Source organism: Leptospira fletcheri, from assembly GCF_004769195.1.
Classification (GTDB): domain Bacteria; phylum Spirochaetota; class Leptospiria; order Leptospirales; family Leptospiraceae; genus Leptospira_B; species Leptospira_B fletcheri.
On sequence record NZ_RQET01000001.1, the window covers coordinates 36722 to 62742 of the forward strand.

A 26021-nucleotide genomic window follows, 5' to 3' on the forward strand; every position below is an offset into this window, starting at 1 on the left:
ATCCTTCGTACTTAGCCGGCAATGTTCACTTCTCTGATCAGAATATCGGGTACCTTGATGGAAGAATAACTGTCGGCATACTGGTCGGAGATCCCTTCGATCCTTTGGATCAAATCGAAGAAATTGGTGTTCATCGTCATCCGATCCACCGGAAATTGCGGCTTTCCGTTCTCGTAATAAACCCCTTGGATCCCGATGGAAATTTCTCCCGAAACGGCGCTACATCCCGCTCCCCCTTCCAACTTCGTGATCAAGATACAGCGTGGAACGGAGGATAAAAGTTCTTGCCGAGTGTTCTTGCCGAAAGGAACAATCAGGTTGGAAAAGGAAGTGCCCGCTCTTCCGGAATAGGAGCGAACCCCGTTCCCACTAGGAGAAACTCCGTCCTTTTTAGCGGACTCCAAATTGTATAGAAACGCGTTTAAGATTCCGTTTTCCACGACACTTCTAGGAGAAGTGGGAACCCCCTCCGCGTCTAGCAGCCTAGAGCCGGGAAAATCGGGTATGTGAGGTTCGCAACGTATGTTCAACAAGGACGAAGCGATCTTCTCTCCTTTCTTACCGACCAATCTAGATTGTCCTTTCTGCACGGCATCCGCAAAAAAGGGAGAAGAGAACATCCCGAAAATCTGAGGACTGATCCGATGGGAAAGCACAACGGAAATCACCCCGCTTTCGATCGGTCTGGCGCCTAATAATTCCACCGCACGGGAAGCGGCCTCTTTCGCGATCTCCTCGGGAGAGAATTTGGACAGGTCCCGTCCGGAACGATAAAAGCTGCCCATTTTCTTACTGTCTTTTTCGGACGCGACGATTCCGGTTCCCGCATACACTAGATTGGATTCCTTTTTCAGGAAGATTCCTTTCGAATTCGCGATCAGACTTTCGGAACGACTTTTTCCCACTCCTACATGAGGAACGTTCTCGATTCTCGCATCCTCCTTCCACGAAGCTTCGTCTAACGCCTGTCCGAAATTCCGCATCCAGGTAAAATCCAGATGTTCTAGATTCCTTTCGAAATGCTTTAAGTCGATCTCTGCGATCCGATTCGGTTCCGGCAAATCCAGCTCCAGACGATCCGTGATTTCCGTCTGGTCCGTCGCATCGGAGATCATCCGAGACAAGGCTTCTTCGCTAAACCGCTCGCTATAGGAATAACCGGGCTTCGAATTTTTCAGTACTCGAATTCCCACTCCTCTCGAACGGGAAGTTTCCGTATTTGCGATCCTCCCTTGGAACACTTCGATACCGGTATCTTCGGAATCGGTGGCGATCAAATCGAATTCTTCTAGTCCGAGCTTCTTTCCCTCGCGAAGGACGTAGTCCGCTGCTTGCTCTAGATTCATCAGCGACCTCCGACCAGGATCTCGTCCACCTTCAGGGAAGGCTGTCCTACGGTTACGGGAATGGATCCGGACGAAGCGCCGCAAGTTCCCGCGGCCAATTCCAGATCTTTTCCGATCATGGAAATCTTAGGAAGAATTTCATGTCCCTTACCGATCAAGGTGGCGCCTCTTACTGGTTCCGCCAGTTTTCCGTTTCGAATTACGTAGCCTTCTTCCACTGCAAAATTAAACTCTCCTGTCGCAGGATTTACGGAACCTCCTCCCATTCTCTTGGCATACAATCCGTAATCCACCGAGCCGAACATACCGTCCAAGGAGTCTTGTCCTGCCGCGATAAACGTGTTTCTCATCCGGGAAACCGGAGCATACTGGTAGGATTCCCTTCTCCCGCTCCCTGTACGCGGAACCCCTGTCTCCGCAGAACCTATCCGGTCCGAAAGATAGGCTTTAAGAATCCCGTTTTCGATCAAAAGGGTTTTTTGGGAGGGCATCCCTTCGTCGTCCACTTTGATGGAACCGTAAAAATCTTCCAAAGTGCCGTCGTCGTAAGCGGTAAGGCAGGATTGTGCGATCCTTTCCCCTAATTTCCCTACAAAGGGGGAAGAGTTCTTCCGGATCGCTTCCGTTTCCAGAGGATGCCCGCAAGCTTCATGAAAGATCACTCCTCCGAATCCGTTGCCCATAATTACCGGCATTTTTTTCCCTTCGATGTATCCTGCATCCAACATGAACAAGGCACGTTCCGCGGCATTTTTAGCGAGCTCAGCAACTCTCAATCCTTCGAAGAATTCGAAACCCTGCAAGGCTCCCGGAGATTCCGTAGCTACGAATCTTTCTCCGTCTTTTTCCGCAGTGACGGATAAGGAAAATCTGCTTCGAACACGCAGATCCTCCACCCAAAGACCTTCCGAATTTGCAATCAGAACGTTCGTGACGATATCGGAAGCGCTCGCTCCCACCTGGACTACCTTAGAAGACAATTGTCTCGCGGAGGAATCCGCAGCCTGTAACAGTTCCAATTTTTTGGCCGGAGAAACGGATCGAGGGTCTTTCAAGCCGGCAGCAAACACGGGATGTTGCCCGATAGAAGGGAGAGTGAATTTGCCACCGTTCACGGTCGCCTCCCCTCTGGAATCCGCAAGCAAGCGGATCAAGGAAACGAGATGTTCCGTATCGTCGTTACTGGTATATGCATACAAAACGTCCGTTCCGTAAATCAAACGAATCCCGATCCCATAATCTGTGGCGGCCAAAGATTGCTCTATTTTTTTGTCTCGCAAGGCAACGGAAGAATTTCTGGATTCTTCTTCGTAGATTTCTACGAAATCCGCCTTCCGATTTTTGCCGGCTTCGATCAGGGTTTCTACTTTTCTTGGTTCCATGTTTCCTTTCTTAGACCCGTTCTAACGAACGACACTCTCTCTTTTTCTCGAACGCTAGTTTCCTTTCGGAAAAGAAATTCCCTCCGGAGCCTGAGCCGTCCCTTCCAAGGCTTGGCGGATATACTCCGGTCCTTTTGCTTCCCCGTATCTGGGAATCAGATGAAAATGCATATGTGCTACTTTTTCGGAGACGAGAACCGTATAAATCTTAGGCGGAGAAAAGCGGGAAAGAATCCACTCGGACGCCTTTTGCAAAGCGATTCCGAATTCGGAAAATTCCTTCTCCGACCATTCGGAGTAACTTTCCCGATGTGCGATCGGCTCTAGATACAAGTATCCCGGAATTTTCTTGGAAGGTTCGCAATGCCGGACCAGGAAATCGCCGGATTGAAATAAAAATCCGGAAGGAGAAGAGGAACGATGCTCGATGCAAATCGGACATTCGGAGCGGAGCGCTTCGGAAGGAATTTCCAGGATCAGACCTCCGATCCCTGAGCGGTATAATTCTTGTATCTCTCGTACACTCTATGGATATAATCCAGATTCGAACAGAAACGAATGATGCATCTGTAAAAATGGTACCTTTCCATATCTTGGATCTGATTTTCTTCGTCCATTTGTTCCCGAAGCAAACCTTTGATCATCCCGAAAAACAAGGAACGTTCTCTGGAATTGTATCCTTCCGGGGAATACCTAGCCCCTTCCAAAATATTCACGAAATTCCGGGCGGATCGGACAAATTCCTGTTCGTCGGACAAATATCGATTTCTCTCTTCCGGGGAAAACGTGGATAGATAATCATGAAATAACGTCAGCTGAATCGATTCCACTAAGGAACCGGTCCTTTCCTTGGCTTCTCTGTAAAACGGGGTCTGGATGCTATATTCGACGAAATCTTTCCAGGAGGATCTCGTAGTCTCTATTTTATGCAGTTCTTTCAAACTCATGGATTTTCCGCTTTCCAGACATGAATTTTCGATTCTTCTCTGAAGTAATACGGGAAAAATCGTCTCAATGTCAAAGGTTTTCCGTCCTCTTATTCTTCTTTTCTCTCTATTCTTAACGACCGCAGTCCTTTCTTCCGAACCTAAGGACCAAGAGGTTTGGGAGTCCGCCATGGAGTGGGCAGGTCACCCGGTATTCCGGGAAAAAAAAATCGTCCGAAACCTTGTGTCCGACTTTTACCGAAACTTGAAAACGGAGACGGAAACCTCGATTCGTGAAAGCATAGACGCAGAGGTTTCTTCCCCGAAAGCGTTAAGGCCGGAAGTCTCCAAAAGACTTTCCGAAGACTTAAAAGAAATTCCGGATCTAGGCGGGATTTCTTACGACCTTCCCGGCTTTGGCAAGGACACTCTACTAAAGGAGGAGACGGATTTTCCGGAATCCTTCCAAAGCTTTTCCTATAAAAACGGTAAAATAAGCTATTTCTTCCGAAATAGAACCGATCCGAATTTGGAAAAATGGGAGAGCCTCAAACTGATCGGCTCCTTTTATGCATTTACCGAGGCGGGAGCTTTGATTTTATGTAAGGAAGCTGAAAACGCTTCTCCCAAATTCAGAGATATTCGAGAACTGAGAGCCTATTTTCAGGAGAAAAAAAAGAAGTCCTCCTCCCTGGAATTATTTCACGAAAACGGAATTTACCTTTTCTACTTTCCTGGACAAAACTTATTTCCTTACTATCTATTATTCCTTTCCAAAATTGCTTTGCTCGTTCTCGCTCCGTTATTGTCGTTTCTATACTTCAAACGCTTTTGGGAATTCCTAAAAGACCAAAGAAAGCGAAGCTACAAGGCCCAAGCCCAATTTCTGAGAGATAGGCAAAAAGATTCCGGCTCCGAAAGCACGGAAATTGCCCCCTAAAGAACGCCTACATTTCACTGCAAGTATATTTGCTATACAAATAAGTAGATTTTTTTCCGATTGTTACCTGTTTTTTGGGTGACATAAGATTCAGAAAAAATCATCCTTTTCCTAAGGGAAAGACCGAGTTTTTTGCCGCAGCGGATTGGAATTTGTCCGGCGGGAGTAGTATCCTACTCTTAACAACGGAAGCCCTCAAAAGTACAAGGAATTTTACGAAGAGAGGAACCGTTCTTGGCAAGAGAAGGAGCTAAAGAATCCATGAAGAAGCAAAAGGAAGAAGCGCAAGGCCTGGACGATTCTAAGAAACTTGCGATCGACCAAGCCATGACCCAAATCGAAAAGCAATTCGGCAAAGGGTCCATCATGCGCCTCGGTGCGGCATCCGCTACGAATATCATTCCCGTGATTCCCACCGGTTCGTTGGACTTGGATATCGCATTGGGAATAGGCGGCTACCCGCTAGGCAGGATCGTAGAAATTTACGGACCGGAATCTTCCGGTAAAACGACTTTAACTCTTTCCGCGATCGCAGAAGCGCAGAAGAGAGGCGGAGTGGCCGCCTTTATAGATGCCGAGCACGCACTCGATCCCTCCTATGCCAAAAAGCTAGGAGTGAATCTGGAAGAGCTTTTGGTTTCCCAACCGGACAACGGGGAGGAGGCCCTGGAGATTTGCGAATCTCTAGTACGGAGCAATGCCATTGACATAGTGGTGGTGGATTCCGTTGCTGCCCTTGTTCCCAAAGCGGAAATCGAAGGCGATATGGGAGACGCACATATGGGATTGCAAGCGCGTCTTATGTCTCAGGCTCTCCGAAAACTTACGGGAACGATTTCTAAATCCAGAACGGTGGTCGTTTTCATTAACCAAATTCGGATGAAGATCGGAGTGATGTTCGGTTCCCCGGAAACTACGACCGGAGGAAACGCTTTGAAATTTTACAGCTCGATCCGACTAGACATCCGAAAAATCGAGACACTGAAGGAAAAAGAGGAAGCCACCGGAAACCGAGTAAGGGTCAAAGTAGTGAAAAACAAAATGGCTCCTCCGTTTCGTCAGGCTGAATTCGACATAATCTACAACACAGGGATTAGTCGGGAAAGTTCTCTCGTTGACTTAGGGGTGAAACACGACATCATTAGTAAATCGGGAGCTTGGTATTCGTACAATACCGAAAAGATCGGGCAAGGGAAGGAAGCGGCCAAGGAATACTTGAAGTCGAACCCCGAAATCGCTCTTCAAGTCGAAAATATGGTGAGGGATTTAAACGGCCTCCCACCCCTTTCCGCGGAGGGAAAACCGCTCCCACCTCAAACTGAGGCACAGGACGGGCAAAGAGCTGCGGGATAAATCATACTGGCTTTCTTTTTAGAAACCATTGACGCCGGGTGGGTTTCCATCCGGCGTTTTTTTATTCCAATACCATGGACTTCTTCCATTCTTGTCTTACAAGGAAACATTCCTACAGAAACACATGTCAGAAATCAGCATCATCGGAGCCGGCGGATTTACCGGAAAAGAACTACTCGGCCTTTTATCCAGACATCCTAAATACAAAGTAGTCCATCTCACTAGCGATAAACTCTCCGGAAAGAAATTGTCGGAAGTGTTTCCCGACCTACCCTTCCCCGAAGACCTAACGTTTCAAAAACATGAAGATCCGGTTCCGAAAGGATCTCTGGTGGTTCTCGCGATTCCAAACGATGCTTCTCTCCAATTGGCTCCTAAGTTTCTGAACGCAGGACACAAGTTGATCGATCTTTCCGGAGTATACCGCCTGCACGACAAACAGGCTTTCGAGAGTACCTACAAACTTTCCCATACTAGCTTCGAGTTGATGAACCGTGTCGTCTTTGGAATTCCGGAGATTTTCCGGGAGAAGATCAAAGGCGCCGATTTCGTCTCCAATCCCGGTTGCTACTCCACTTCCGTGATTCTAGCAGTGTATCTTTTAGGGGAACTCAGGCATAAGATACGTCCAAGAATCGTAGCTGATTGCAAATCCGGAGTCAGTGGTGCGGGAGGTAGAGTGGAGGACGGCGGGTTTTCCTTTACGGGAGTGCATGAAAATTTCCGTGCCTATAAAATTTTAGCCCACCAGCATGAACCTGAAATTCAGGAATACGCTTTTTCCGGATCCGGACTCCCCTTCCCGGAAATCTTATTCGTTCCCCACTTGCTGCCTTTGTACCGCGGGATTTTATCCACCGTCTACCTGGAGATGGAGGATTCTTCTTCGACGACGGACCTTCTTTCGGTGATGAAAAAGAACGCGAAAGAAGAACCATTTCTGAGAATCCGGGAAACTCCGGAAGAAATCGATCTTCTAAAAATCGCTCACACGAATTTTCTGGATGTTTCTTTACGAAAAAGAGGAACCAATATCACCATCGTATCGGCATTGGATAACCTGGTAAAAGGAGCTGCCGGGCAGGCTCTACAGAATATCAATCTGATGCTGGGAGAAAAGGAAACTCTAGGCCTGCTTCCGTAACTTGAAATGGAAAAACTCAGCGTTTATCATCTGGTAAGGGACTCTTGCCACCAATACCAGGATCGCCCTTTCCACTGGATTTGGGACGAAAAACAACGTACCTTCTTAGGGGTCACTTACGGAGATTGGTTCCTGAGCATGGGAAAACTCTCCGCTTATCTTTTGTCCAAAGGATTGAAAAGAGGAGATAAGGTAGGACTCGTCTGTGATAATAGAACGGAGTGGTCCCTATGTTCCCTCGGGATCGTTTGCGCAGGCGGGGTGGACGTTCCGCGGGGAACTGATGCCAGTCCGGAAGACATTTCTTATATCCTTGGCCATACCGAGGCCAAAATCGCCTTTCTGGAAAAGAATTCGGTTCTACAAAAACTACGGACAAAACCGGAATCCTTTTCTACTCTGGAAGCATTGGTTCTGATCGAAGAGGAATCCACCTTCGAAGGCTTGGCGGAAATCAGAGCGAAGTTTCCGAAATTAGAGATTCTTACGTTAGACAAAGCGCTTTCTTCGGGCGAAGCGTTTTTAGCCAAGAAAGGGGACGAGATCTTGCGCCAAGCGGGAGAAGCCCTGACTCATAAGGACAACGCGACCATCATTTATACCTCAGGAACGACGGGTGTTCCGAAAGGGGTGGTTTTAAGGCATAGGTCCTTTACCTGGAGCGTGCACCAACTCCATCAATTCGTTCCGGTCACGTACCAGGATCGCACCGTAGTATTTTTACCTCCGTGGCATATTGCGGAACGGATCTTAGAGACTGCGCTCGTCTCTTGGGGAGCCTCGATGGCTTGTTCCGCAGTCTCTACCATACAACGGGATTTCGGGATCGTGCGTCCGACCGTGCTCGTTTCGGTCCCTAGAGTTTGGGAGGCTCTCCACAAGAAAATTTGGGACACCGCGAGAAAAGGCCCCTCTTGGAAATTCACGGTTTTTCGCTTAGCGGTTCGTATCGCGGAATTTTATAGTTCCGTCTACGACACTCTCACGGGAAATTATTGCGCCAGCGAAGACGAACCCTCCGACGAAAAAGCGAAGGATAAATTCGTTTCCCTACTATTTTTCGGACCGAGCTATCTTGCGAATCTACTCGCCCAGAAAATTTTAGAACCGGTACGGAATTCTTTAGGCGGGAAATTGCGCTTTGCTTTCTGCGGTGCGGGCGCCATGCCTCCCAAGATCCAATTCTTTTTCCGCTCGATCGGAATTCCCATTATTGAAACCTACGGAATGACGGAGACCACCGGAATGGGAGCGATGGGAAGGTTTCCGATTCCCAAAACGGGAGCCATCGGTCCCGTATTTCCCGGAGCCCATATCAAATTGGTGGACGAACAGGGAAAAATCGTAACCGAACCCGGGACAAAGGGAATCGTGTGGCACAAAGGACCTCATGTTACGCCCGGATATTATAAGGACGAAGAAAAAAATCGAACCTCCCTCGTGGACGGATGGTTCGATTCCGGAGATCTATTCGTTTGGACCAAAACCGGGGAACTGAGATTCGCAGGAAGAGCCAAGGACACTATCGTGCTTTCCTCGGGTGAAAACGTCGAACCGGAACCGATAGAATCAAAAATCGGAGAGACCGGATTTTCCCAGTTCGCAGTGGTAGCAGGCCAAGACCGAAAGTCCCTTACGTTGCTTCTCGTACCGGATTTCGAAAAATTACGAGAGAGATTTTTGCAGGACGGGAAAAAATTACCTTCCTCCGACTCCGAATTGGCAGCCGATCCGCAAGTAATCCAATTTTACAAAGATCTAATCAAGAAAACCATTTCGGAAAGGAACGGCTTTAAGAATTTCGAACGGATTTCGAATTTAGCAGTGCTTGACAAACCGTTCACGAAAGGAGACGAGCTCACGGAGACCATGAAGGTCAAACGAAAAGTCGTATTAGAGAAATATTCCGATCTAATCCGCCGTCTATATGAATAGTTGTATTTTATGAATCCCGAATGGAATCTGAAAGACATTCTTTTTTGCGGAGCTTTTTCGGGAGAAATAGATAGGATCTCCGTTCACGCCGATTTGAAAACCTTGGAAGTAGGCGTCGGAAATTTGAACGCAGCTCTTCGACTCCAATCGTATTTATTACGAAATCCGGAACCGGTCCCGAAGGCGATTCTTTTCCTCGGGTCTGCGGGAGTCTATCCTTGGATTCCCAGGAAGGAATGGGAGGGAAAAATAGGCTTTTCCAGAACTTTTACGAATTACGAAATCGCCTACTTGGACAAAAAAATCCGCATCCCCGAATTTCTCTCCTTAAAATTGGAATGTATCCCGTTTTCATTTCCTCTTCCGAATCTGGAATTTTTCGAATCCGGGACCAACGGAACCGGTTCGGTCACCATCGAGGATCCGAGTCCGCGAGTCCTGGAACGATTGAAGACCGAATCGATCGGATTGGAAAATATGGAGGTTTTCGGATTGGCAAAAGTCGCTCAGGATTTCCAAATCCCTTTCGCGGCCCTCTTCTCTTTAACGAATCGCGTCGGTCCGAAAGGAAGCGAAGAATGGAAGAGTTCCTGGAGAAAACTTTCCGAACGTTTACAGGAAAGTCTACTCTCCTCTCTTCCTCAGTGATTTTCCTTTTTACGCTCGGAGGGAAAAAATAGCGCGCGAATCTCTTTGGTCGCCGCTTCGGCTTCCAACTCCCCCTTTTTAATGATCTCCTTATAGCGACCGAAATCGGTAAAGGCGAACTCTTCCAAATGCATGTTTACGAAAAGATCCATCTTTTCCTTTCTGAGTTTCGTGATTTCCCGGCCTTCCAATGTGATGGCTCGAGCCATGATTTTGAGAATAGGGGGATAAGATATGTCTTCCAAAAGATTCTTGAAGAAGGATTTTCCAGTCACCTTTCTATCTTCCAGTAATCTTACGATTGCATCGTCCCGGAGCGGGGATACGTTGGCCGATAAAATAACATCGGCACCCTTTTTACGTATCAGATTTTCCGGCACGTTGTTGATGACCCCTCCGTCGATTAACAAATGATCCCCCTTAAACACCGGAGGGAACATTCCGGGCAGGCTCATTGCGGAGGCTAACGCTTCCCAAATGGGTCCTTGGTCCATAACGTATTCCTGCCCGCTATGCAAATCCACCGCGGAGGTGGCGAAAGGAATCTTCAAGTCCTCGATCAATTGGGAACCGAACGCATCCTTCAGCATTCTTACCATTTTCTTTCCCTTAAAGAAAGATATGAGCGGAATCGTCGGATCGAAAGGCTTATCGATCCCTCCGAAGAATTTTCCGATCATCTTGTATATCGAATCTGCGCTTTCTCCTCTGGCGTACAACGCGCCTATGACTGCGCCGAAGGAAGAACCGGAAACGTAATCGAACTGGATCCTTTCCCTTTCCAGAACTTTAAGAAGCCCCACATGCGCGAGAGCTCTTGCTCCGCCCCCGCCCAAAGCCAATCCTCTGGTTTTAGAAACGAGATACCTGGCAAACGTTTCCCCCCGATGGAAGATTCTTTGATTGGAATCCTTTCCCTCGGTATGAGAAATCTTTTCCGAGACCACCAACTTAGAAGTCCTGCCTTCGTAGTTTCGGATCCTAGGACGCCAATAATCCAGGATTTCGTTTTTACTTTTTACGTTCCGTTCGGGATTATCCTCCCAAAAAACGATCTGATCGCATTGTTGTACGACTTTGTCCAAGTCGGGTACCAGCCCGTGATTCCTGAAATAGATATGAAGCACCGGGGATTTCTTTCTAAGCTGGGATATCATACGGATCATTTCCGAAAGGGATTTTTCCTTAAAAATATCCATCTTGAACAAGGCTACGTTGCCTCCGTGCGATTTTCTCCCTGCGTCGACGATCAGGTCCAGATGCTGTTTAAAATCTTCGATTTCCTCTAATGGAATATGACAGACCAATCTTCTGGAAGTCGAAATCGGTTTGGTGGGACCTTCCATCACCTCCCGCATCCGTATTCCCATCAATCTCATCAAATTCTGCGAGAGGATTTTCTCTTTTGCCGCCAAACGGAGAAAGTATTCCCCATCCAGAACGTACAGAAGAGTGTCCAAAACTGCCTGAGCCGAACCCGAATGGACGGATCTGGTCAAAACACTGTTTTCTGCAAAGATATCCCCTTCTCCCAAATAACGAACCGTTTGGCCGGTTTCTCCTAGGGTGACCATCACTTCCCCGTGTCGGATCAGGTACAGTTCCTTGGATATCTCTCCTTTATAATAGATTACGTCGTGATTGTAGACATTCCGTTCCTCGATGTGCTTATAGATCTGCACGAGTAGTTTGCGAGGGAGATTTTTAAATAACGAAATGGAGGCAAGAAATTGTAGGGCTTCGGGAGGTACGAACCGGTTCATTTCCGGCAAATCCTAATAGGCACCTTCGGATTTGTAAAGCCTATCTCGTAACGGATTCGAAACGGAATTGAAAAGCGCGGTCGTTTTCGGTGGAAATCTCTTGATTTCTGGATTTAAAGGGAAATTCTAGCCAGATGAAGTTAGATTCGGCTTCCGTGGTCTCGATTTTTCAAAAATCCGTCCAGGACTGGCATGCAAACGAGTCTTTATCGGTGAACCCCTATCCCGCTTCCGATTTAGAGCACTTACTTTACAAAAAGAATCAAATCGACACGGTCCAATGGCATGTGGAAGACGAAATTCGGAGACCTGACCTCCCGGATTCCAAGTTGGTCCAATTCAAAAGGCAGATCGACTCCCTGAATCAGGAAAGAACCGATCTGGTAGAATCGATAGACGATCGGATTTCAGCATTATTCCAAGAGATTCCTCTCAAACCGGGAGCTCGAATGAACTCCGAGACCCCTGCTTGGCTCATCGATCGTATGAGCATTCTGGAACTCAAGATCTATCATATGGAAGAGCAAACTCGTCGAAACGACGTATCTTCGGAGCATCTCCAAAAATGTAAGGCTAAGCTGGACGTACTCCTGGAGCAAAGAAAGGATCTCTCCCTCTGTTTGGACCAGATTTTAGAGGATCTGAAAAAAGGGGAAAAGTTTTACAAAGTGTATCGACAGATGAAAATGTACAACGACCAGAATCTCAATCCCTCTCTGTATTCTCATAAAGCATGAATCTTCTCGTCCTTCGATTCTCCGCGATGGGAGATGTCGCCTTGATGGCTCCGGCTTTGATAGCCATCGTATCGAAGTATACGAATATACAATTAACCGTCGTTACGAGAGGGAATTACGCTCCTTTTTTCTACAATATCCCGAACGTTCATGTGGTAGGGATCAATCTCAAAAAATATAAGGGAATCAAAGGACTCTACCGCCTATTCCGCGAATTGAATAAGCTCGGTCCTTACGAGAAAATCGTGGACCTTCACTCCAGTCTTCGATCCAGGTTCATCAGTCTTTTTTTCCGATTTAGAGGAGTTCCCGTATTCCAGATCGTGAAGGGAAGAAGGGAAAAATTGAGACAGATCCGGAAAAACAGGAAAATACTGCGGAAACTCCCTCATACCGTGGATCGGTACCTAAAAGTCTTCGAGAAGGCTGGATATCCTGCTTCCGTCAGAAAGGGTCCGTGGATCAATGTGGACCCCGAATCCAAAATCTTCGCGAAGGATTTCTTGAACTCCAGAAAGATAGACAAAAAAGAAGGCCTTTGGGTTGGATATGCTCCGTTTGCCGGACACAAGTTGAAGGAATGGCCGCACGAAAAAAGTATCGCCCTACTGAAGTTGTTGAAGGATGAATTTCCGAATATCAGGATATTTTTATTCGGTTCCTCTCAGGAAGCCTCTCTCATGGAAGAATGGAGAAACGGCGACCAATCCATGACGATCGTTTCCGGAGGAAAATTAGGAATCCGCGGCGAGTTGGGAATCATGGAGCGCATGGACGTAATCATCGGAATGGATTCCTCCAATATCCACATCGCTGCATTGTTAAAACGTCCGGTAGTGGCTTTGTTTGGCACTACTCACCCCTATTCCGGATTCGCACCGTTCGGGCAGGAGGACACGGGAGTGCTTCAGATCGAAGATCTTTCCTGTCGGCCGTGTAGCATATACGGCAACACTACCTGCTTTCGAAAGGACTTCGCATGCATGGAATGGATCACACCGGAGGACGTGATCAAGCGTATCAACGTTATTATCAACATCAACACGCTTTTCTAATACTATACTTTATCCGAAAATCCCGAAAGGATCCAGGGAAAAGATCATATTCAATAAGGACCTACTTTTTTTCTTCCCCTTTTGATCTGCCACAGCTTTATAGGCGTCTTCCATTCTATCCACACAAGCTTTTATCTCGTGACTCTGCGCGATCCGAATCGATTCGACGGAAAAACTGGAATACAATTCCGGATCCTTAAGAATCGAGATCGCTTTTTCTGCGATTCCTTTCACGTCGAAAGGCTTAGCGATAAAACCGTTCTTTCCGTCGTGGACCAATTCCGGGATCGCAAAAGAATCTACTCCTACTGCAGGAAGGCCACAAGCGATGGATTCCAAGATCACCAAACCTTGGGTCTCCATCGTGGAGGCGGTTAAAAATAGATCGTAATTCGGATATTCTTCCGGAAGTTTTTCTCGATCGATAAAACCTTTAAAAATAACGGAATCGCCGATTCCTAATTTTTCCGCCTGCAATTTCAGGGAACCGAGGGCAGGCCCGTCTCCTATGATCGTCAGATTCGATCCGGGAAGCTGTTCCTTGATGATCTTAAAGGCATTGATGATCACATCGCAGTTCTTTTCGTAGGAAATCCTCCCCACATGCAGTAATTTCAGGGAGTCGTCGCTTTCCAATTTTTTCGGTTGTCCCTTGAACTGAGATAAATCCAATCCGTTGGAAATCACCGCCACAGGTTTTTTAAGGCCGAATTCCTCTAATTGCTTTTTAATCAGATGGGAAGGAGAGATGATGAGATCGCAACGATCGTACAGATTATTCGTGATTTTTAGAATGATTTTTTTCCGAATATTGAACCTGTCGAATTTCTCGAATTTTATCAAATCCTTGATCCGCAGCTTTTTGTTTAACTTCCCCACCTTCATGAAAAGTTTATCCAACTTGAGAAGTCTGTACAAAGAAAGATACATGTCCTGCTCGGACATTAGGGTATGGTAGGTTCCGATACTGGGAATACCGTATCTTTCGGTCGCGTTGATTCCGTACAATCCCAAGAGGCCCGGGGTATGGATGTGAACTAAATCCGGCTGGAATTCCTTGATGATCCGTTTGATCTTTGCGGGAGAAGGCAGGACCACCTTTATGTCGGGATAACTGGGCAGATAGCCGCTGCGAAATCTTTCGATTCGAATCTTTTCTCCCATCTGGTCGAAGTCACCTTCTCCGTATCTTGGGCAGCAAACGACGAACTCGTGTCCTCTTTCCGCAAGCAATTCCGCGAAATTCTTCATGGAAATTGCTACTCCGTCGATTTTGGGAAGAAATGTATCCGAAAAATAAAGGATCTTCATTGTAGTCCTGACGGGGAACCAATCTCTTCGTAATCCGGGATTTTTCCACTCCATTCTACTTTATGTCGGGAAAAATAATCGAATTTACAGGGAATCGGGAATTGGCAATCTGTAACGGACGTTTTCTCTCATGAAAGGTTTTTTAAGTAAGGCGCATCTATTCTGTCTGCTCGCCACTTTTTTTACGATCGGAATTTCCGTAAGTCTGAGCCAAGCTTTTCTAGTACTCTCCTTCGGCTTCGGGTTTTCGGATACGGTTCGGAATCGCCCGCTTTCGCAATGGTTTCCTCACCATCCACTTTTCTACGCATCCCTCCTGCTCTTTTCCTGGTATTTTTCGGATTTTTTCCTTCATTTGATTTCCGACCAGGACGCCAATCATCCGAAAAGAGCCTTCGACAGTGAATTAAAGGACTTCTTCCTGTTTTTCGGCTTTTTGGCGATTTGGTTTTTACGGGAAGAGGATCTTCCGAAGGTCCGGAACGGAATGTTCCTCCTATTTCTAGTACTGATCGTGACCGGTGTCATCGGGGGTTTTTCTCCCGTTCGTTTATCCCGTCTAGTCACCGACCTCTACAGAGATTCCACCGCTTATAAGTTTACTCATCCTTTAGGGTCGTTTGCAAAGATTCCGATGTACGTTACGATTGGTCTCATGAACACCCATTTGACTTTCGGTGGTTTGCTCCAATTTTTTTCGGGATTTGCCGTATTTCGGTGTCTCAAGGATCTGGAATATTCCGACAGAAAGCGTCTCTTACAGAGCGGGATTCTACTTGCACTTTACGTCTTCGTATTGCTCCTGAACCAAGCTCGCTCCAGTCTGATCGGGGCATCCGTTTCCATTCTGATCGCGACCATCCACTTGTTCTGGATCCGAAAGGAATTGCCGAGTTCTTATCTGGTCAAAGGCGGATTCGCCTTCCTTCTTCTAACCGCTATTTTAGGCCTCGGTCTCGCGTTTAGTCCTGCGGGAAAGAAGGTGCTCGGTCCGATTTTCGGAAAAGAGAAGCATACCGATTCCGGTAGAACTTTTATCTGGGATTCCACCTTTCCTTTAGTTCAGGAACATCCTTGGATCGGCGTAGGTCCGGGAAATTACAATCGATCGATAGAAGTCGTTCGAAAAGAGCATTCCGAGAAATATCCTGAACTTTCTTACTTTTACGAAGTTACCCAACGCGGGCACGCACATAACGATTATTTCCATTTCGCTGCCGTTTTCGGACTTCCCGCCCTGTTTTTGTATTTAGCAATTGCCGGAATTTTCGGATATTCCCTACTCTCCTCCAAACAACCTTTTGAAAATCTAGTTCTGTATTACGGAGTCTTCGGATTTTTCGTCTCCGGATTGTTTCAATGTTATTTCCAGGACGACGAAGTGGTGATCTTATTCTGGCTCATACTCGGTACCTTTGTTAGAATGGAAACTTCCTTATCGGATTCCGGAAACACAAAGACGGTTTCTGCTTAAAAACGGTCGGTTGAAATCGGCGAAAAATCTTTCGTCGGAACGTTCGACCCAGGGAAGGTATTTATCGGGAACGGAGACTGGACGGGAAATCTCGTAAGCAGAAGTGGCCAACTCTTCCATCCAAGTCAGTTTAGAAGTTTCGGATTTTGTGCAGAACAGCAGAGTGAAATTCCCGGAATCCAAAACAACGACTGCGTTAGCCGGAATCGGTTCAATCGTCCGAAACGAGGCCCCGTAAGGAAGGACCACACTCTTGAGAGGCAATTTTCCCCTGGAAAGAATCCAAGCCGAGGTTGGCAAGGAAGGAAGCGAAAGCGCTTTCAGTAAATCGTTGTCCGAACTTTCCCAAGACCAACTAAAATCGCTTTCCGCAAAAAACTCGGGACGTAGAAATAAGATCGGCTTCGATAAAAGGGAAAGAAACTCCTCCCCTAAAAGCGAACTCGGTTTAGAAAACAAGATGTTCCCGGCACGGTCCGAGATCGTAGACGGTAAAAAGTCGAAAAACTCCGTCGGAAATTCAGACTTTCCACCGAATAAGCGAACGCTGACATCCTCGAAATCCTTCCATTCCTTACAGACTTGTCCGATCTTAAATTTATAATACGGTTTCCATCGAAAAAAACCGCCTCCTACATCCCCGAAAAATTCGGCTCCCTCCGAATCGAAAACACAGATTCCGGCTTTATCCACGTTCCGAAGGCGGACCTCCGAAGATTTTTCGCTCGGAAACAGAGGGATAGCGAAGTTCCGTACTCTGATTTCTTCCTTTTGAAATTCCGAAACCAAGTAGGGATTTTCCGTTCGAATGAGTATCTCCCGATTGGAATCCCGGGCACTAACGGAATAATTATAGGATCCCGTAAGAAGAGTGGAAAAATCGACCAACATGGTTTTATGATGCAGCAAACCGCCTTTTCCGAAACTAGCGTCGTCTAAACGGTCTTCGTTTCCGTCCTCCCAAACGGCGGCGTTCGACAATCTTCCCAAATGAAACGCTTCGGGATCGGCTGGGCGATCATAGACCACTCCAAGGTGTCCGCCTCTTCGATCGAATCTGGAAAATTCGGAACTTAAAACGGAGTCGTAATGGTCGAAAATGAGGACCTCTATTTTCTCTCTAGCCATTCGGACCGATTCTGTGAGGACAAACTGGATCAACTTTCCTTGCTGTGGGGAATTCCTGAATTCCAGAGAACTCAGGCGCAATTTCGGAAACGGATATTCTTCCCGTAAAAAAGCGAAAAAGGAATCCTTTTCCGAGTCCTTCAAAACGAATTCTATGTACCCGTTATGATCCCTTTCCAAACCGTAATGGGTGAAATTTCCGGTTCCGATAAATACGGTTCTCTCGTCCACAACCAGCACCTTTGTGTGTTGTAATCCCGTTCCCTTCCAATAACGCAAAAAGGGCAAAAATACGTCCGGATAGGATTTTCCGAATTCTCCTAAAATCTCCGCCCTTACCCCTCTTTTGATCGCGGAGGAAATCTCCGCCTCGATCTCGGGGTCCTCGAAAGAATAAACGTGAAGATAAATCGATTTTTTCGAATTTCGGATTAGCCTTAAAATTTCGTCTCTTACCGTTCTCTTCTTTCCGACCGGCGTAAATCTTCCCGGAAAGGAAAAGAACGCCTTCGGAAAATCATTGCTCAGAAACTCTCCCAAAAAAGCGGGATCGGTTTCGGAATATGTGCATGCGAACGAAATGAGAGAGAGTAAAATTATTTTGGAACGCATGAAAACTCCCAGCCGAATTTAAAGAGCAAATACCATTGCTTGATTCCCGTATTCCGGTCGGATTCGATCCCTCCCAGATCCAATTGCAGGTCCGGAACGTTTCCTTCTCTCTTGGCCCATCCGATTGCGATACTTCCTTCTCTCATAAAAGAGCCGGAAAAACCTTTCGGAGAAATCGACCATGCTCCGCTCGATGCTCCTGTATCCGATAAAAATTGGATATAGCTGGATTGAATTTCCAAACGTAGGTTTCCGAATTTGAACGATCCCTGAGTTCCGAATATTCCGGACGGTCGCTTGCTCGGAATCCGGGTGGAATCCTTTTCCAACCCTGCCCCCGTAACCCAAGCTCCGGGTGTCCAACCCCATATCTGATTTAAGAGAGGGTTCGGTAGCGGTGAGGTGCCCATACCTACGAATCCCAATTCCAGTATTTCCCCGTTTTTACTCCTGCGGTCCCCATTCGGGAGAAACCCGTACAGGGAAACGCACCATCCGCTCCCGAAAACGCCTGTCTCTATCCGTAACGCCTCCCCGCTGATAGGAAGGCTCTTTTGAGGTCTCTGCGGATGGGTAGCCGTTTTGTCCAGGCCTCTAGACGCCAGGCCTTCTCCCAAAACATAAAAGGATTCGAGAAGGTAACCTAGGCCGACTTTCGTATGAGAAAGATAATCCTTATCTCCTAACGAAGAAAAAGACCTAGCTTCCGAGGTCTCCTCTCCGAATCTTCCCCAGTTCCCCAAAGATAAATAACGTATTTGTAAATTATAAAATACTCCCGAATTTTCCTTCCCCCAGAACCCGATTCCTGTCCGATATCTGAATTTTGTTTTCGAAAGAGCGTCGCTCTTTTCCGACATTGCTCCTAATTCTTTCCTAGCGGATGCGGGTAAATACGAATCTTTTCCCTGCCAAATCAGCCATCTGTTCTCCGCCAACGGAAATCCGCGGTAGAAATCCAGCGCGTCGAAACGGATTCGATAGCGTTCGGATCGCTTCGTTTCCACAAAGAAGCCTTCTACGCCGTCGTTCCAATGAAACCGACTCGGAAGAGAATTTGGGTCCGATTTCCTACCGAACCCCCAATAAAATCCTTTCGAATACAGTGCAAGATACGCTTCTTTTCCGGGAAGGATCCTGAGTTTGTCTTCTCCGGTAGAGACCGCGTCCAACTCCAGGTTTGCCTTCCAATCCTCTTTTTCGGAATTCGCCCGAAACCGGATCCAAAACGGTAGAGCAATCCCGCCGAACCTTTCGGTTTGCGTTTGATTTTTTTCGACAAGATTTCTCCTGCCTTGGGTCTTAAATCCGAATGTGCTGATTCTGATCTTGGCTTCGTCCGATTCTGCTTCGGCGACAAGAACAGAGGGGAAAATCAGACAGAGGAATACCATGAAACGGACTTTCATCCTACCTCGGCGGGAAAGGCGTTCGGCGCTCCTGGACTAGCGTGCGTTCCTTCGCAACCCTCCGACCTTCCCGGAAAAATAGGCAAATCCGAATCTTTCCAAATTTCCGTTCCGCCTTGTTCCAAGAGGAAAAAAGCGGATCTTCTGATTTTTCCTCTGGTGTCGTTTTTTCCCGGCCCGGCGGACGTATACCGAAACTCTCCCCAAACCCCTCCCCGGATCGGATCCAAAAGACGGAGTACATTCCCACCCGTTTGTGGAAGAGAAAAATTCGACTCCGTCCAAGAAACCGAATTCGGGAAGCAGGTCAGTTTTCCTGAAGACAAAAGAGACCAACCTTTCTCTATCGGGAAAAGAATACTCGAAATCCCTCCTCCGCTCGTCTGAGTCTGCAATACTGCGGAGGAAACTTCCTGGTTTTCCGACCGAACCTCTAAAAAGCGATCCCCGGATATAGGTTCGTTTCCTCTATAAGAACCGGCCCAAGAAACTTCCGAAATCGTAGCAGATCCGGAGAAATCAAACTCGGTTTTCCTTCCAGGAAAGAATCGATGACTGGGATGGAGTCCGTCCGGAGGCAGTTCCTTTTTCGGTATGTATACCTTTTCCTCCCTGACTAATAAGGAAGAGGTCGCAGTTCCCGGAATTTCGAGGGCCACACGATCGTACGCAGACTCAGGTCCTCGAAACTCCCCGTTCCAAAGGTTTTTTTCGCTTCCCGAGGTTCTGTTTCTGATTCGGATCGAGTCCGTTCCTTTTAAGTTCGAAAGGTTCCGGTAAGAAAGTTCAGCCTTTCCGAACAGAAAAGGAATCGCCCCTACGGTCAAAATCGCCCCCGGTTGCAAAAGGCTTCGCGCGGAGATCGGCAGATTCGTCGAGCCGAAAGAGAGTTCTAGATCCGAAGAGTCGCATTTAGTAAGGCCCGTATATTCTAAATCTATGAACTTATAATCCGGACGCAACTTCCCATCCCGATAAGCTCCCAGAAAATTGATTTCTTCTATCCGAAATTCTCTCGCGTCGCAGAGACCGATTCGTCGGTCGTCGGAAGCGAACCTTTCGCTCGGCCTCCCTGGATCCATACAATAGGACTCGGGCAAAAAACTCGTTCGTTCCGGGGCGCCACAGTCCGAAAAACCGCTCCTCTTCCAGGAATACGATTCTTCTCCGAAACGGTATCCTCCACCCGGAAGAACCCGTTCGGAAACGCTTCCTTCCTTTGTAAGTTGCAAGGTTCCGTTTCGTTTCAAGTCTCCCCAACGAATTCCTGTTAAGAGAATTTTTTCCAGGATGGAGGATTCTTCCGCATAGACCTTGGATTCACCGGGAGCGAAAAATCCGACGGAAGCGGGAAGAGAAACCCGATTTCCGAATAAGACGAATTGCAATCCGAATTCGCATATCGGATGCGGATAAGGATTATAAAGTTCTATCCACCTTCCGGATACGGATTCGGTCTCTCCGAAAATTTCGGAAATCTCAGGCAGGTCCGCCTTGCAATTCGCGAGTATTTTCTCGTTCGTGGAAGGAATAGACCCCAGACGATTCGTCCAATCGGAATCCAATCCAGGCGGAAGTAGAATCTTAAGGGTAAGATAAACACCGGAAGACTCGCTTGGAGGAAATACCCAAAACCATTCGTTTCCCTCCAATCGAAAAAGACTGAAACCCGGCTCGTGGAATTTTCTAACATATCTTCTCCTGTCCCAAAACATACCGTCCGAAGAGTCCTTTTTGAGTTCCCCGCTTCCCAAAATCCCGAATCCGCTTTTTACGATCCTCTTCCGGACCTCGTTGATTTTAAACGTTCCGATACTCGCTGAAATGTTCCGATCGACGGAGTCATAAACGGTACGTTCCGGGGATATCTCCTTTCGCCGCCATGCTTCGATCGAATTTTCCCATGTGCTGTTTATGGACCGATCCGCGTCCGACAAGCAAAACGTGAACGCATAGCCTGGAACTTCTCCCGATTGCAAACAGGTTCTGGAATCTAAAGTAAGGATTCGAACGGGGATGCTCCTCGGGTTCTCTCTGGCTTCCGGATCGTAATTGAGATGAAAAGGATTCTGAACGGGAAGTTCGAACCAAAGCCGTTCTTTTTCAGAGATCTTACAATAAAAGAAAGGAAGCGCGAGCCAGAGCCGAAAGGAACTCGAGAAGATAGAATTGATTCTTTTTTGCATTCTTTCCACCTGCTTGGATCGGCGGGTGGGAAGAACGTGAGCTCAGGAACGAAAAATTTTAAAAACTCACTCCGATTGTGTCGGAATACTCTCCGAATGGAAATGACGGAAAATTTTTTCCGCAAGTGCATCTCCGATTCCGGGCACCTTCTTCAACTCCTCCACGGTAGCTTCTTCGATTCTTTTTTGTCCCGTGAAGGAGCGGAGCAACAACTTGCTCCTTTTTAAACCGATATCTGGAACGTCTTCGATCAGACTCCGCAACGCTTCCCGGTTCCGTCTAGAGCGATGGTGCTCCACTCCGAATCTATGAGCCTCGTCACGGACATGACGTAGCAATTTCATTCCCGGAGAATTCATATCGAAAGTATAGGGTTCGGATTGTCCCGGAAAATAGATTTCCTCTCTCTTTTTAGCGAGTCCTACCATCGGAAGGTCCGGCACTCCCGCTTCTACAGCCGCCTCGCATGCCTTGCCGAGTTGCGTCGGGCCGCCGTCGATTACGACGAGATCGGGCAGAACCCCGTCTTCGTTTAGGATTCTTTGGAGACGACGGGAAATCGCTTCGTGCATCATCCCGGGGTCGTTGATCCCTTCGTACCCTCGGATATTGTATTTTCTATATCCTTGTTTAAAAGGTTTTCCTTCCACAAAGATGACACCGCTGGCGACGGGGAAGGATCCTTGGAAATGGGAAATATCATAGCACTCTATGATATGAGGCGGCTCCTTCAGACGGAACATCTCTTGGATCTCCTTTAAAGCGACGGTTTGATCCCGGTACTGCGTCGCAAGTAAGCGCTCAGTCAGGCCTAATTCGGCGTTTTTTTCCGCTATTTTCAAAAGGGATTTCTTTTCACCTGCTTTCGGAAAACGTAATTTAGGACGGAAACCCGTCTTTTCCTGCAGAAAATCCAAAACGGTTTCGGCCTCCTCCTTCAGAGCGGAAGGAACGACGATATGAGAGGGAACTAAAGCGGCGCTCATATAGTAATCCCGAAAGAAAGAGGAGAGAATCTCGTCTTCCGAGGAGTTTGCCATTCCTTGGATTGGAAAAGATTTCTTGGACTCCAGACGTCCTCCCCTGACTTCCATCAACACGACCTGTCCCTCGTCCTCCTTTCTAGCAAAGGCGATTACGTCTTCGTCTCCTCCGTCTAGACTGACGACCGTCTGCTTTTGGCGGAAGAATTGCAGCTTCAGAAGCATGTCCCTATAACGACCCGCGATTTCGTATTCCAATTTTTCGGAAAACTCGTCCATCCGTCGGGTCAGTTCGGAGACGAGACCGTCCTTTTTTCCCTCTAAGAATTGGATGACCTGGTCCACCACTAATTTGTATTCCTCGACGGGAATGTTTCCTTGGCAAGGACCGAGACAACGCTTCATCTGAAAATTCAAGCAAGGCCTGCGGGGCTTGGGCAACGGTAGGACCTGTTTCGTTTTCCGGATCGGAAAGATCCTGAGAACCACGTCGAGGGTTTCTCTAGTCGTCTTCACATCCGTATAAGGACCGAAGTATCGATCTCCGTTATCCTTTAATTTCCTGGTCACGGATACCATAGGATAAGGCTCGGAAAGAGAAACGCAGATGTACGGATATTTCTTATCGTCCTTTAGACGGACGTTATATCTAGGAGTATGCTTCTTGATCAAAGTGGCTTCCAAAATGAGAGCCTCTTTTTCCGTGGATGTGGCGATCCAATCCAAGTCCGCGATTTCGTTGCGGAGAAATCGGGTTTTTAGATCCGTATGATTTTCTTTCAGATAACTGCGGATCCGCTTATCCAGGTTTTTGGCCTTTCCTACGTAGATGATTTCGCCTTCCCCATTCTTCCAGAGATAACATCCGGGAGAACCGGTAAGGTTCTTCAATTTTTCCACGATCAGATTGTGGTTTAAGACTTCGGCCATAGATCCTTTCTTATTGGACTTCCCAATCCTCTCCGTACTCCTCTTTCCAGTCTTCCTCCGGATTTTTTTCGCGTCTAAGCGCGCTAGACGCGGATTTAGAAGCCGCCTTCCGCTTTGCCCGCCTAGCTCGGTCCGCCTTGGCTTTTCGAATTTTGGCGTGCGTAGGATCCTCTATTTTAGCCGAGTTTCTTTTTTCCTCCTCCAAACGTTCGCATAACAAAATTCTGGCTTTGTAACGATTCAATCCCTGGGTTCTATGCACGGAACATTTCACTTCCGTACCTGTGGGTTTGTGAAAAAGACGTACTGCGGTGGATACCTTATTTACGTTCTGACCGCCCTTCCCTCCGCTCCTGACGAACGTTTCTTCCAGATCGGATTCCGAAATTCCCAAAGAATCCATTCTCGCCGAAAGCGCGGCATCCTTTTCCGGGGAAACTGGAAACTTCGAAGACATGTTTAGTGGGAAAGAAGCTTGTGGGAATCGAATTGGGTAAAGTACGGAAAAGGCTTACCGGAATCGTCCAGACAAACGTACGTGATCCTGCAATCGATGATTTCTCGGACTTCCTTACGTTTTTGGCTTTTGGAAATGGAAGCGTTCCTGATCGTAATCGAGCTTTTTCCGATCTTTTCTATCTTGGAAAAAATCTGAATGATATCTCCGGACAAACCGGGACTTTTAAATACAACATCGTCCATGCTCACCGTAACGATATTCGAATAACGGATTTTTTCCATGACATACATGGCGCAACCCTCGTCTATCCATGCCAACATCTGACCTCCGAATAAAAATCCGTGCTGGTTTAAATCTCGGGACATCACGATATGCTGGGTGCTGAGCTCCATCCCTTCCAGCTTTTGGTCCAAAAAAACTTCCAAATTCATTTTATACTCCTAGGGTTGGTTTTTCGCCGGATCCGATCGCTGGAAGGACAAATCTCTCCGAGAACGCATTCCTCACAAAACGTTCGATGCGCTTTGCAGTATCGTCGCCCCAAAAAGATAAAATACAAGGAAAGATCCATCCAGAACCTATTCGGAACGATTTTCATGAGATCCTTTTCCACTTTTACCGGGTCCGTTTCTTTCGTGAATCCCAGTTTCTTGGAAACCCTTTTTACGTGAGTATCCACCACAAACCCTTCCGAAATTCCGTAGAGCTCGTTGAGTACCACGTTCGCGGTTTTTCTACCGATTCCGGGAAAACGGATCAGTTCGGAAATGGATTTGGGAAGCACTCCCTTGGTTTCGTTTAAAAGTTTGTTTGCAAATCCCAGAATGGACTTTGCCTTATTCTTATAAAAACCGGTCGGATAGATGATCTCCTCGATACGTTCCGACCGAGCGCTAGCGATCGATTCTAATGTGGGAAACGCCGAGAATAATTTAGGAGCAACTTCGTTGACCCTGGCATCCGTGCATTGCGCGGACAGAATCACGGAGATCGCGAATTCGTAATCTTTTTGGTATTCTAACGGAGATCGAACTTCCCCGAATTCTCCCTGCAAGAGGGAGTGCATCCGGGAAATGTACTGAGGTGTGGGGACAAACTCAGGCTTTGGTTGCCTGTTTTTGGATTCCGACGTGTTTTTTGGGGGCAAGAGCTTGCAGAGAACCGCCGTTATCTTTGATTGCGGCCTTGATTCCTTTTTTACGAAGAGTACGAAGAGCGCGGGTAGAAATACGTACGGTCACCCAGCGGTTTTCGTCCTCCAAAAAAATCCTCTTTTTAATGAGATTGATTTTCCAAGTTCTACGGGTTTTCAGGTGAGAGTGGGAGACATTGTTCCCTGCTATCGTTCCTTTCCCTGTCACGACACACTTTCTGGCCATATTGCGACCATAATTTTCCTTCAGGGGAAGCTGTCAAGAAAAGGATACGGGGTGATTCATTTTCGTCAACATCCGCAAGGAAAAGTAGGAAAGCTCAATCGTCAAAAGGAACCTTCCTCTTGAGAACTTCTAGCACGTCGACAGGATGATCGCAATAGGTGATCAGGGACACATCGTCCGGGTCGATCAGGCCGTATTCCTTCATCGGCTCTATGTGAAACACCTTATCCCAATATTCCCGCCCATACAGAATCACCGGAATTCTCAGGTTGTTTCTACCGGTTTGGATCAGAGTCAAGGTTTCAAAAAGTTCGTCTACCGTTCCGAATCCTCCCGGAAAAACCACGATTCCCTTGGAAAGTCGAAGGAACCAGAGTTTCCTCATAAAGAAATAATGGAATTCTATGCTGATCTTCGGGTCTGCGAACGCATTGATCGTCTGTTCGAAAGGAAGACGGATGTTTAGTCCGAGGCTAGGTCCCCCTCCCTCCATCGCCCCTCGATTGGCGGCTTCCATGATTCCGGGCCCGCCCCCGGTACATACGGCCATTCTACGGACATCGGAAGAAATTTCCTTCCCCCAAAGAGTGATGAGCCGAGCAGTCTCCCTCGCTTCCTCATAATAACGGACGAGTTCGCCTTGTTTTTCGTGTAACTTCAATTCTTTAGGGGTGAGCTTGTTTTTCAATTTATCTCTGGCCGCAAATTCCTCGCTGCTTAGGATACGAGCGGATCCGAAAATACAGATCGTATCCTTGATTTTTGCATCGCGAAACAACGCCTGCGGATAATTGATCTCCGCCAAAACGCGGAGGTGAAACGCATCCACGGAATGTAAAAATTCCTCATTCTCGAACGCTGCCCTTCCCATAAGCCATCCTTCATTCTATTTCTAGGGTTCCTGCGGATCTTCCGTGTC

General features: G+C 47.3%; 23 protein-coding genes. 8 read left to right on the plus strand and 15 right to left on the minus strand.

The genetic code is table 11. The annotated features are described in order from the left end of the window. Positions 1-11: 11 nt before the first annotated feature. Genes EHO60_RS00140 through EHO60_RS00155 form a run of 4 tightly spaced genes read right to left on the minus strand, consistent with a single transcriptional unit; the run spans position 12 to position 3675 of the window. Positions 12-1346, minus strand: coding sequence for a TldD/PmbA family protein (locus EHO60_RS00140; RefSeq protein WP_135766147.1), 1335 nt, complete (start codon positions 1344-1346; stop codon positions 12-14). After that, complete coding sequence (locus EHO60_RS00145) at positions 1346-2728, minus strand: TldD/PmbA family protein (protein ID WP_135766148.1); 1383 nt, start codon at positions 2726-2728, stop codon at positions 1346-1348. The genes EHO60_RS00140 and EHO60_RS00145 overlap by 1 nt, the downstream gene beginning before the upstream one ends. A 54-nt stretch (positions 2729-2782) precedes the next feature. Beyond that, a complete protein-coding gene (locus EHO60_RS00150; protein ID WP_135766149.1) occupies positions 2783-3196 on the minus strand; it encodes an HIT family protein in 414 nt (137 codons plus the stop codon). 8 nt (positions 3197-3204) lie between these two features. Further along, positions 3205-3675 carry a hypothetical protein gene (locus EHO60_RS00155; protein ID WP_135766150.1) on the minus strand — a complete coding sequence of 157 codons (471 nt, stop codon included), beginning with the start codon at positions 3673-3675 and terminating at the stop codon, positions 3205-3207. Positions 3676-3742: 67 nt separating this feature from the next. Here EHO60_RS00155 and EHO60_RS00160 point away from each other — a divergent pair, with 67 nt between their 5' ends. From EHO60_RS00160 to EHO60_RS00180, 5 genes are all read left to right on the plus strand, one after another. After that, positions 3743-4594, plus strand: a complete 852-nt coding sequence (locus EHO60_RS00160; RefSeq protein WP_246028077.1) for a hypothetical protein — start codon at positions 3743-3745, stop codon at positions 4592-4594. Between the two features lie 261 nt (positions 4595-4855). Continuing rightward, a complete protein-coding gene (recA, locus tag EHO60_RS00165; RefSeq protein WP_135766151.1) occupies positions 4856-5947 on the plus strand; it encodes a recombinase RecA in 1092 nt (363 codons plus the stop codon). A 124-nt stretch (positions 5948-6071) separates the two neighbouring features. Next, on the plus strand, positions 6072-7091 hold the full coding sequence (gene argC, locus EHO60_RS00170; protein WP_135766152.1) for an N-acetyl-gamma-glutamyl-phosphate reductase: 1020 nt from the start codon (positions 6072-6074) through the stop codon (positions 7089-7091). A 6-nt stretch (positions 7092-7097) separates the two neighbouring features. Beyond that, positions 7098-9026: an AMP-dependent synthetase/ligase gene (locus tag EHO60_RS00175; RefSeq protein ID WP_135766153.1), complete on the plus strand. Its 1929-nt coding sequence runs from the start codon at positions 7098-7100 to the stop codon at positions 9024-9026. 9 nt (positions 9027-9035) lie between these two features. Beyond that, complete coding sequence (locus tag EHO60_RS00180) at positions 9036-9674, plus strand: nucleoside phosphorylase-I family protein (protein WP_135766154.1); 639 nt, start codon at positions 9036-9038, stop codon at positions 9672-9674. On the opposite strand, the gene EHO60_RS00185 is transcribed toward EHO60_RS00180, so the two are convergent. Beyond that, complete coding sequence (locus EHO60_RS00185; protein ID WP_135766155.1) at positions 9668-11437, minus strand: patatin-like phospholipase family protein; 1770 nt, start codon at positions 11435-11437, stop codon at positions 9668-9670. The two genes, EHO60_RS00180 and EHO60_RS00185, sit on opposite strands and share 7 nt — an antisense overlap. A gap of 134 nt (positions 11438-11571) precedes the next feature. On the opposite strand from EHO60_RS00185, the gene EHO60_RS00190 reads away from it, so the two are divergent. Next, complete coding sequence (locus EHO60_RS00190) at positions 11572-12174, plus strand: DUF4254 domain-containing protein (protein ID WP_135766156.1); 603 nt, start codon at positions 11572-11574, stop codon at positions 12172-12174. Then, complete coding sequence (locus EHO60_RS00195; protein ID WP_135766157.1) at positions 12171-13229, plus strand: glycosyltransferase family 9 protein; 1059 nt, start codon at positions 12171-12173, stop codon at positions 13227-13229. The genes EHO60_RS00190 and EHO60_RS00195 overlap by 4 nt, the downstream gene beginning before the upstream one ends. A gap of 9 nt (positions 13230-13238) precedes the next feature. Here the strand turns inward: EHO60_RS00195 and EHO60_RS00200 are convergent, their stop codons facing one another. Next, on the minus strand, positions 13239-14540 hold the full coding sequence (locus EHO60_RS00200) for a glycosyltransferase (protein ID WP_135766158.1): 1302 nt from the start codon (positions 14538-14540) through the stop codon (positions 13239-13241). Positions 14541-14670: 130 nt separating this feature from the next. On the opposite strand from EHO60_RS00200, the gene EHO60_RS00205 reads away from it, so the two are divergent. Then, positions 14671-16014: an O-antigen ligase family protein gene (locus EHO60_RS00205; protein WP_135766159.1), complete on the plus strand. Its 1344-nt coding sequence runs from the start codon at positions 14671-14673 to the stop codon at positions 16012-16014. Here EHO60_RS00205 and EHO60_RS00210 read toward each other — a convergent pair. From EHO60_RS00210 to EHO60_RS00250, 9 genes are all read right to left on the minus strand, one after another. Continuing rightward, complete coding sequence (locus EHO60_RS00210; RefSeq protein WP_135766160.1) at positions 15976-17754, minus strand: phospholipase D-like domain-containing protein; 1779 nt, start codon at positions 17752-17754, stop codon at positions 15976-15978. The genes EHO60_RS00205 and EHO60_RS00210 overlap by 39 nt on opposite strands. Then, positions 17739-19163, minus strand: coding sequence for an LA_2168 family protein (locus EHO60_RS00215; protein WP_135766161.1), 1425 nt, complete (start codon positions 19161-19163; stop codon positions 17739-17741). Before EHO60_RS00215 ends, EHO60_RS00210 begins: the two co-directional genes overlap by 16 nt. Further along, complete coding sequence (locus EHO60_RS00220) at positions 19160-21349, minus strand: LIC11755 family lipoprotein (protein ID WP_135766162.1); 2190 nt, start codon at positions 21347-21349, stop codon at positions 19160-19162. Before EHO60_RS00220 ends, EHO60_RS00215 begins: the two co-directional genes overlap by 4 nt. A 66-nt stretch (positions 21350-21415) precedes the next feature. Continuing rightward, positions 21416-23263, minus strand: a complete 1848-nt coding sequence (uvrC, locus tag EHO60_RS00225) for an excinuclease ABC subunit UvrC (protein WP_135766163.1) — start codon at positions 23261-23263, stop codon at positions 21416-21418. Positions 23264-23273: 10 nt separating this feature from the next. Further along, complete coding sequence (locus EHO60_RS00230; protein ID WP_135766164.1) at positions 23274-23720, minus strand: peptide chain release factor family protein; 447 nt, start codon at positions 23718-23720, stop codon at positions 23274-23276. Positions 23721-23722: 2 nt separating this feature from the next. Beyond that, positions 23723-24148, minus strand: coding sequence for an acyl-CoA thioesterase (locus EHO60_RS00235; RefSeq protein ID WP_135766494.1), 426 nt, complete (start codon positions 24146-24148; stop codon positions 23723-23725). A gap of 2 nt (positions 24149-24150) precedes the next feature. Further along, positions 24151-24870 (minus strand): endonuclease III domain-containing protein, encoded by a 720-nt coding sequence (locus tag EHO60_RS00240; protein WP_135766165.1) that lies wholly within the window; start codon positions 24868-24870, stop codon positions 24151-24153. Beyond that, positions 24821-25102 carry a 50S ribosomal protein L28 gene (gene rpmB, locus EHO60_RS00245; protein WP_135766166.1) on the minus strand — a complete coding sequence of 94 codons (282 nt, stop codon included), beginning with the start codon at positions 25100-25102 and terminating at the stop codon, positions 24821-24823. Before rpmB ends, EHO60_RS00240 begins: the two co-directional genes overlap by 50 nt. 94 nt (positions 25103-25196) lie before the next feature. Beyond that, positions 25197-25973, minus strand: a complete 777-nt coding sequence (locus EHO60_RS00250; protein WP_135766167.1) for an LOG family protein — start codon at positions 25971-25973, stop codon at positions 25197-25199. Positions 25974-26021: the final 48 nt, after the last annotated feature.

Coding starts and splice junctions, on each gene's coding strand:
- EHO60_RS00160 (WP_246028077.1), top strand. CDS start 3,743: ATGTCAAAGGTTTTCCGTCCTCTTATTCTTCTTTTCTCTCTATTCTTA.
- EHO60_RS00210 (WP_135766160.1), bottom strand. CDS start 17,754: ATGCGTTCCAAAATAATTTTACTCTCTCTCATTTCGTTCGCATGCACA.
- recA (WP_135766151.1), top strand. CDS start 4,856: ATGAAGAAGCAAAAGGAAGAAGCGCAAGGCCTGGACGATTCTAAGAAA.
- uvrC (WP_135766163.1), bottom strand. CDS start 23,263: ATGGCCGAAGTCTTAAACCACAATCTGATCGTGGAAAAATTGAAGAAC.
- argC (WP_135766152.1), top strand. CDS start 6,072: ATGTCAGAAATCAGCATCATCGGAGCCGGCGGATTTACCGGAAAAGAA.
- EHO60_RS00215 (WP_135766161.1), bottom strand. CDS start 19,163: ATGAAAGTCCGTTTCATGGTATTCCTCTGTCTGATTTTCCCCTCTGTT.
- EHO60_RS00230 (WP_135766164.1), bottom strand. CDS start 23,720: ATGTCTTCGAAGTTTCCAGTTTCCCCGGAAAAGGATGCCGCGCTTTCG.
- EHO60_RS00140 (WP_135766147.1), bottom strand. CDS start 1,346: ATGAATCTAGAGCAAGCAGCGGACTACGTCCTTCGCGAGGGAAAGAAG.
- EHO60_RS00175 (WP_135766153.1), top strand. CDS start 7,098: ATGGAAAAACTCAGCGTTTATCATCTGGTAAGGGACTCTTGCCACCAA.
- EHO60_RS00205 (WP_135766159.1), top strand. CDS start 14,671: ATGAAAGGTTTTTTAAGTAAGGCGCATCTATTCTGTCTGCTCGCCACT.
- EHO60_RS00190 (WP_135766156.1), top strand. CDS start 11,572: ATGAAGTTAGATTCGGCTTCCGTGGTCTCGATTTTTCAAAAATCCGTC.
- EHO60_RS00200 (WP_135766158.1), bottom strand. CDS start 14,540: ATGAAGATCCTTTATTTTTCGGATACATTTCTTCCCAAAATCGACGGA.
- EHO60_RS00220 (WP_135766162.1), bottom strand. CDS start 21,349: ATGCAAAAAAGAATCAATTCTATCTTCTCGAGTTCCTTTCGGCTCTGG.
- EHO60_RS00145 (WP_135766148.1), bottom strand. CDS start 2,728: ATGGAACCAAGAAAAGTAGAAACCCTGATCGAAGCCGGCAAAAATCGG.
- EHO60_RS00155 (WP_135766150.1), bottom strand. CDS start 3,675: ATGAGTTTGAAAGAACTGCATAAAATAGAGACTACGAGATCCTCCTGG.
- EHO60_RS00185 (WP_135766155.1), bottom strand. CDS start 11,437: ATGAACCGGTTCGTACCTCCCGAAGCCCTACAATTTCTTGCCTCCATT.
- rpmB (WP_135766166.1), bottom strand. CDS start 25,102: ATGGCCAGAAAGTGTGTCGTGACAGGGAAAGGAACGATAGCAGGGAAC.
- EHO60_RS00195 (WP_135766157.1), top strand. CDS start 12,171: ATGAATCTTCTCGTCCTTCGATTCTCCGCGATGGGAGATGTCGCCTTG.
- EHO60_RS00180 (WP_135766154.1), top strand. CDS start 9,036: ATGAATCCCGAATGGAATCTGAAAGACATTCTTTTTTGCGGAGCTTTT.
- EHO60_RS00250 (WP_135766167.1), bottom strand. CDS start 25,973: ATGGGAAGGGCAGCGTTCGAGAATGAGGAATTTTTACATTCCGTGGAT.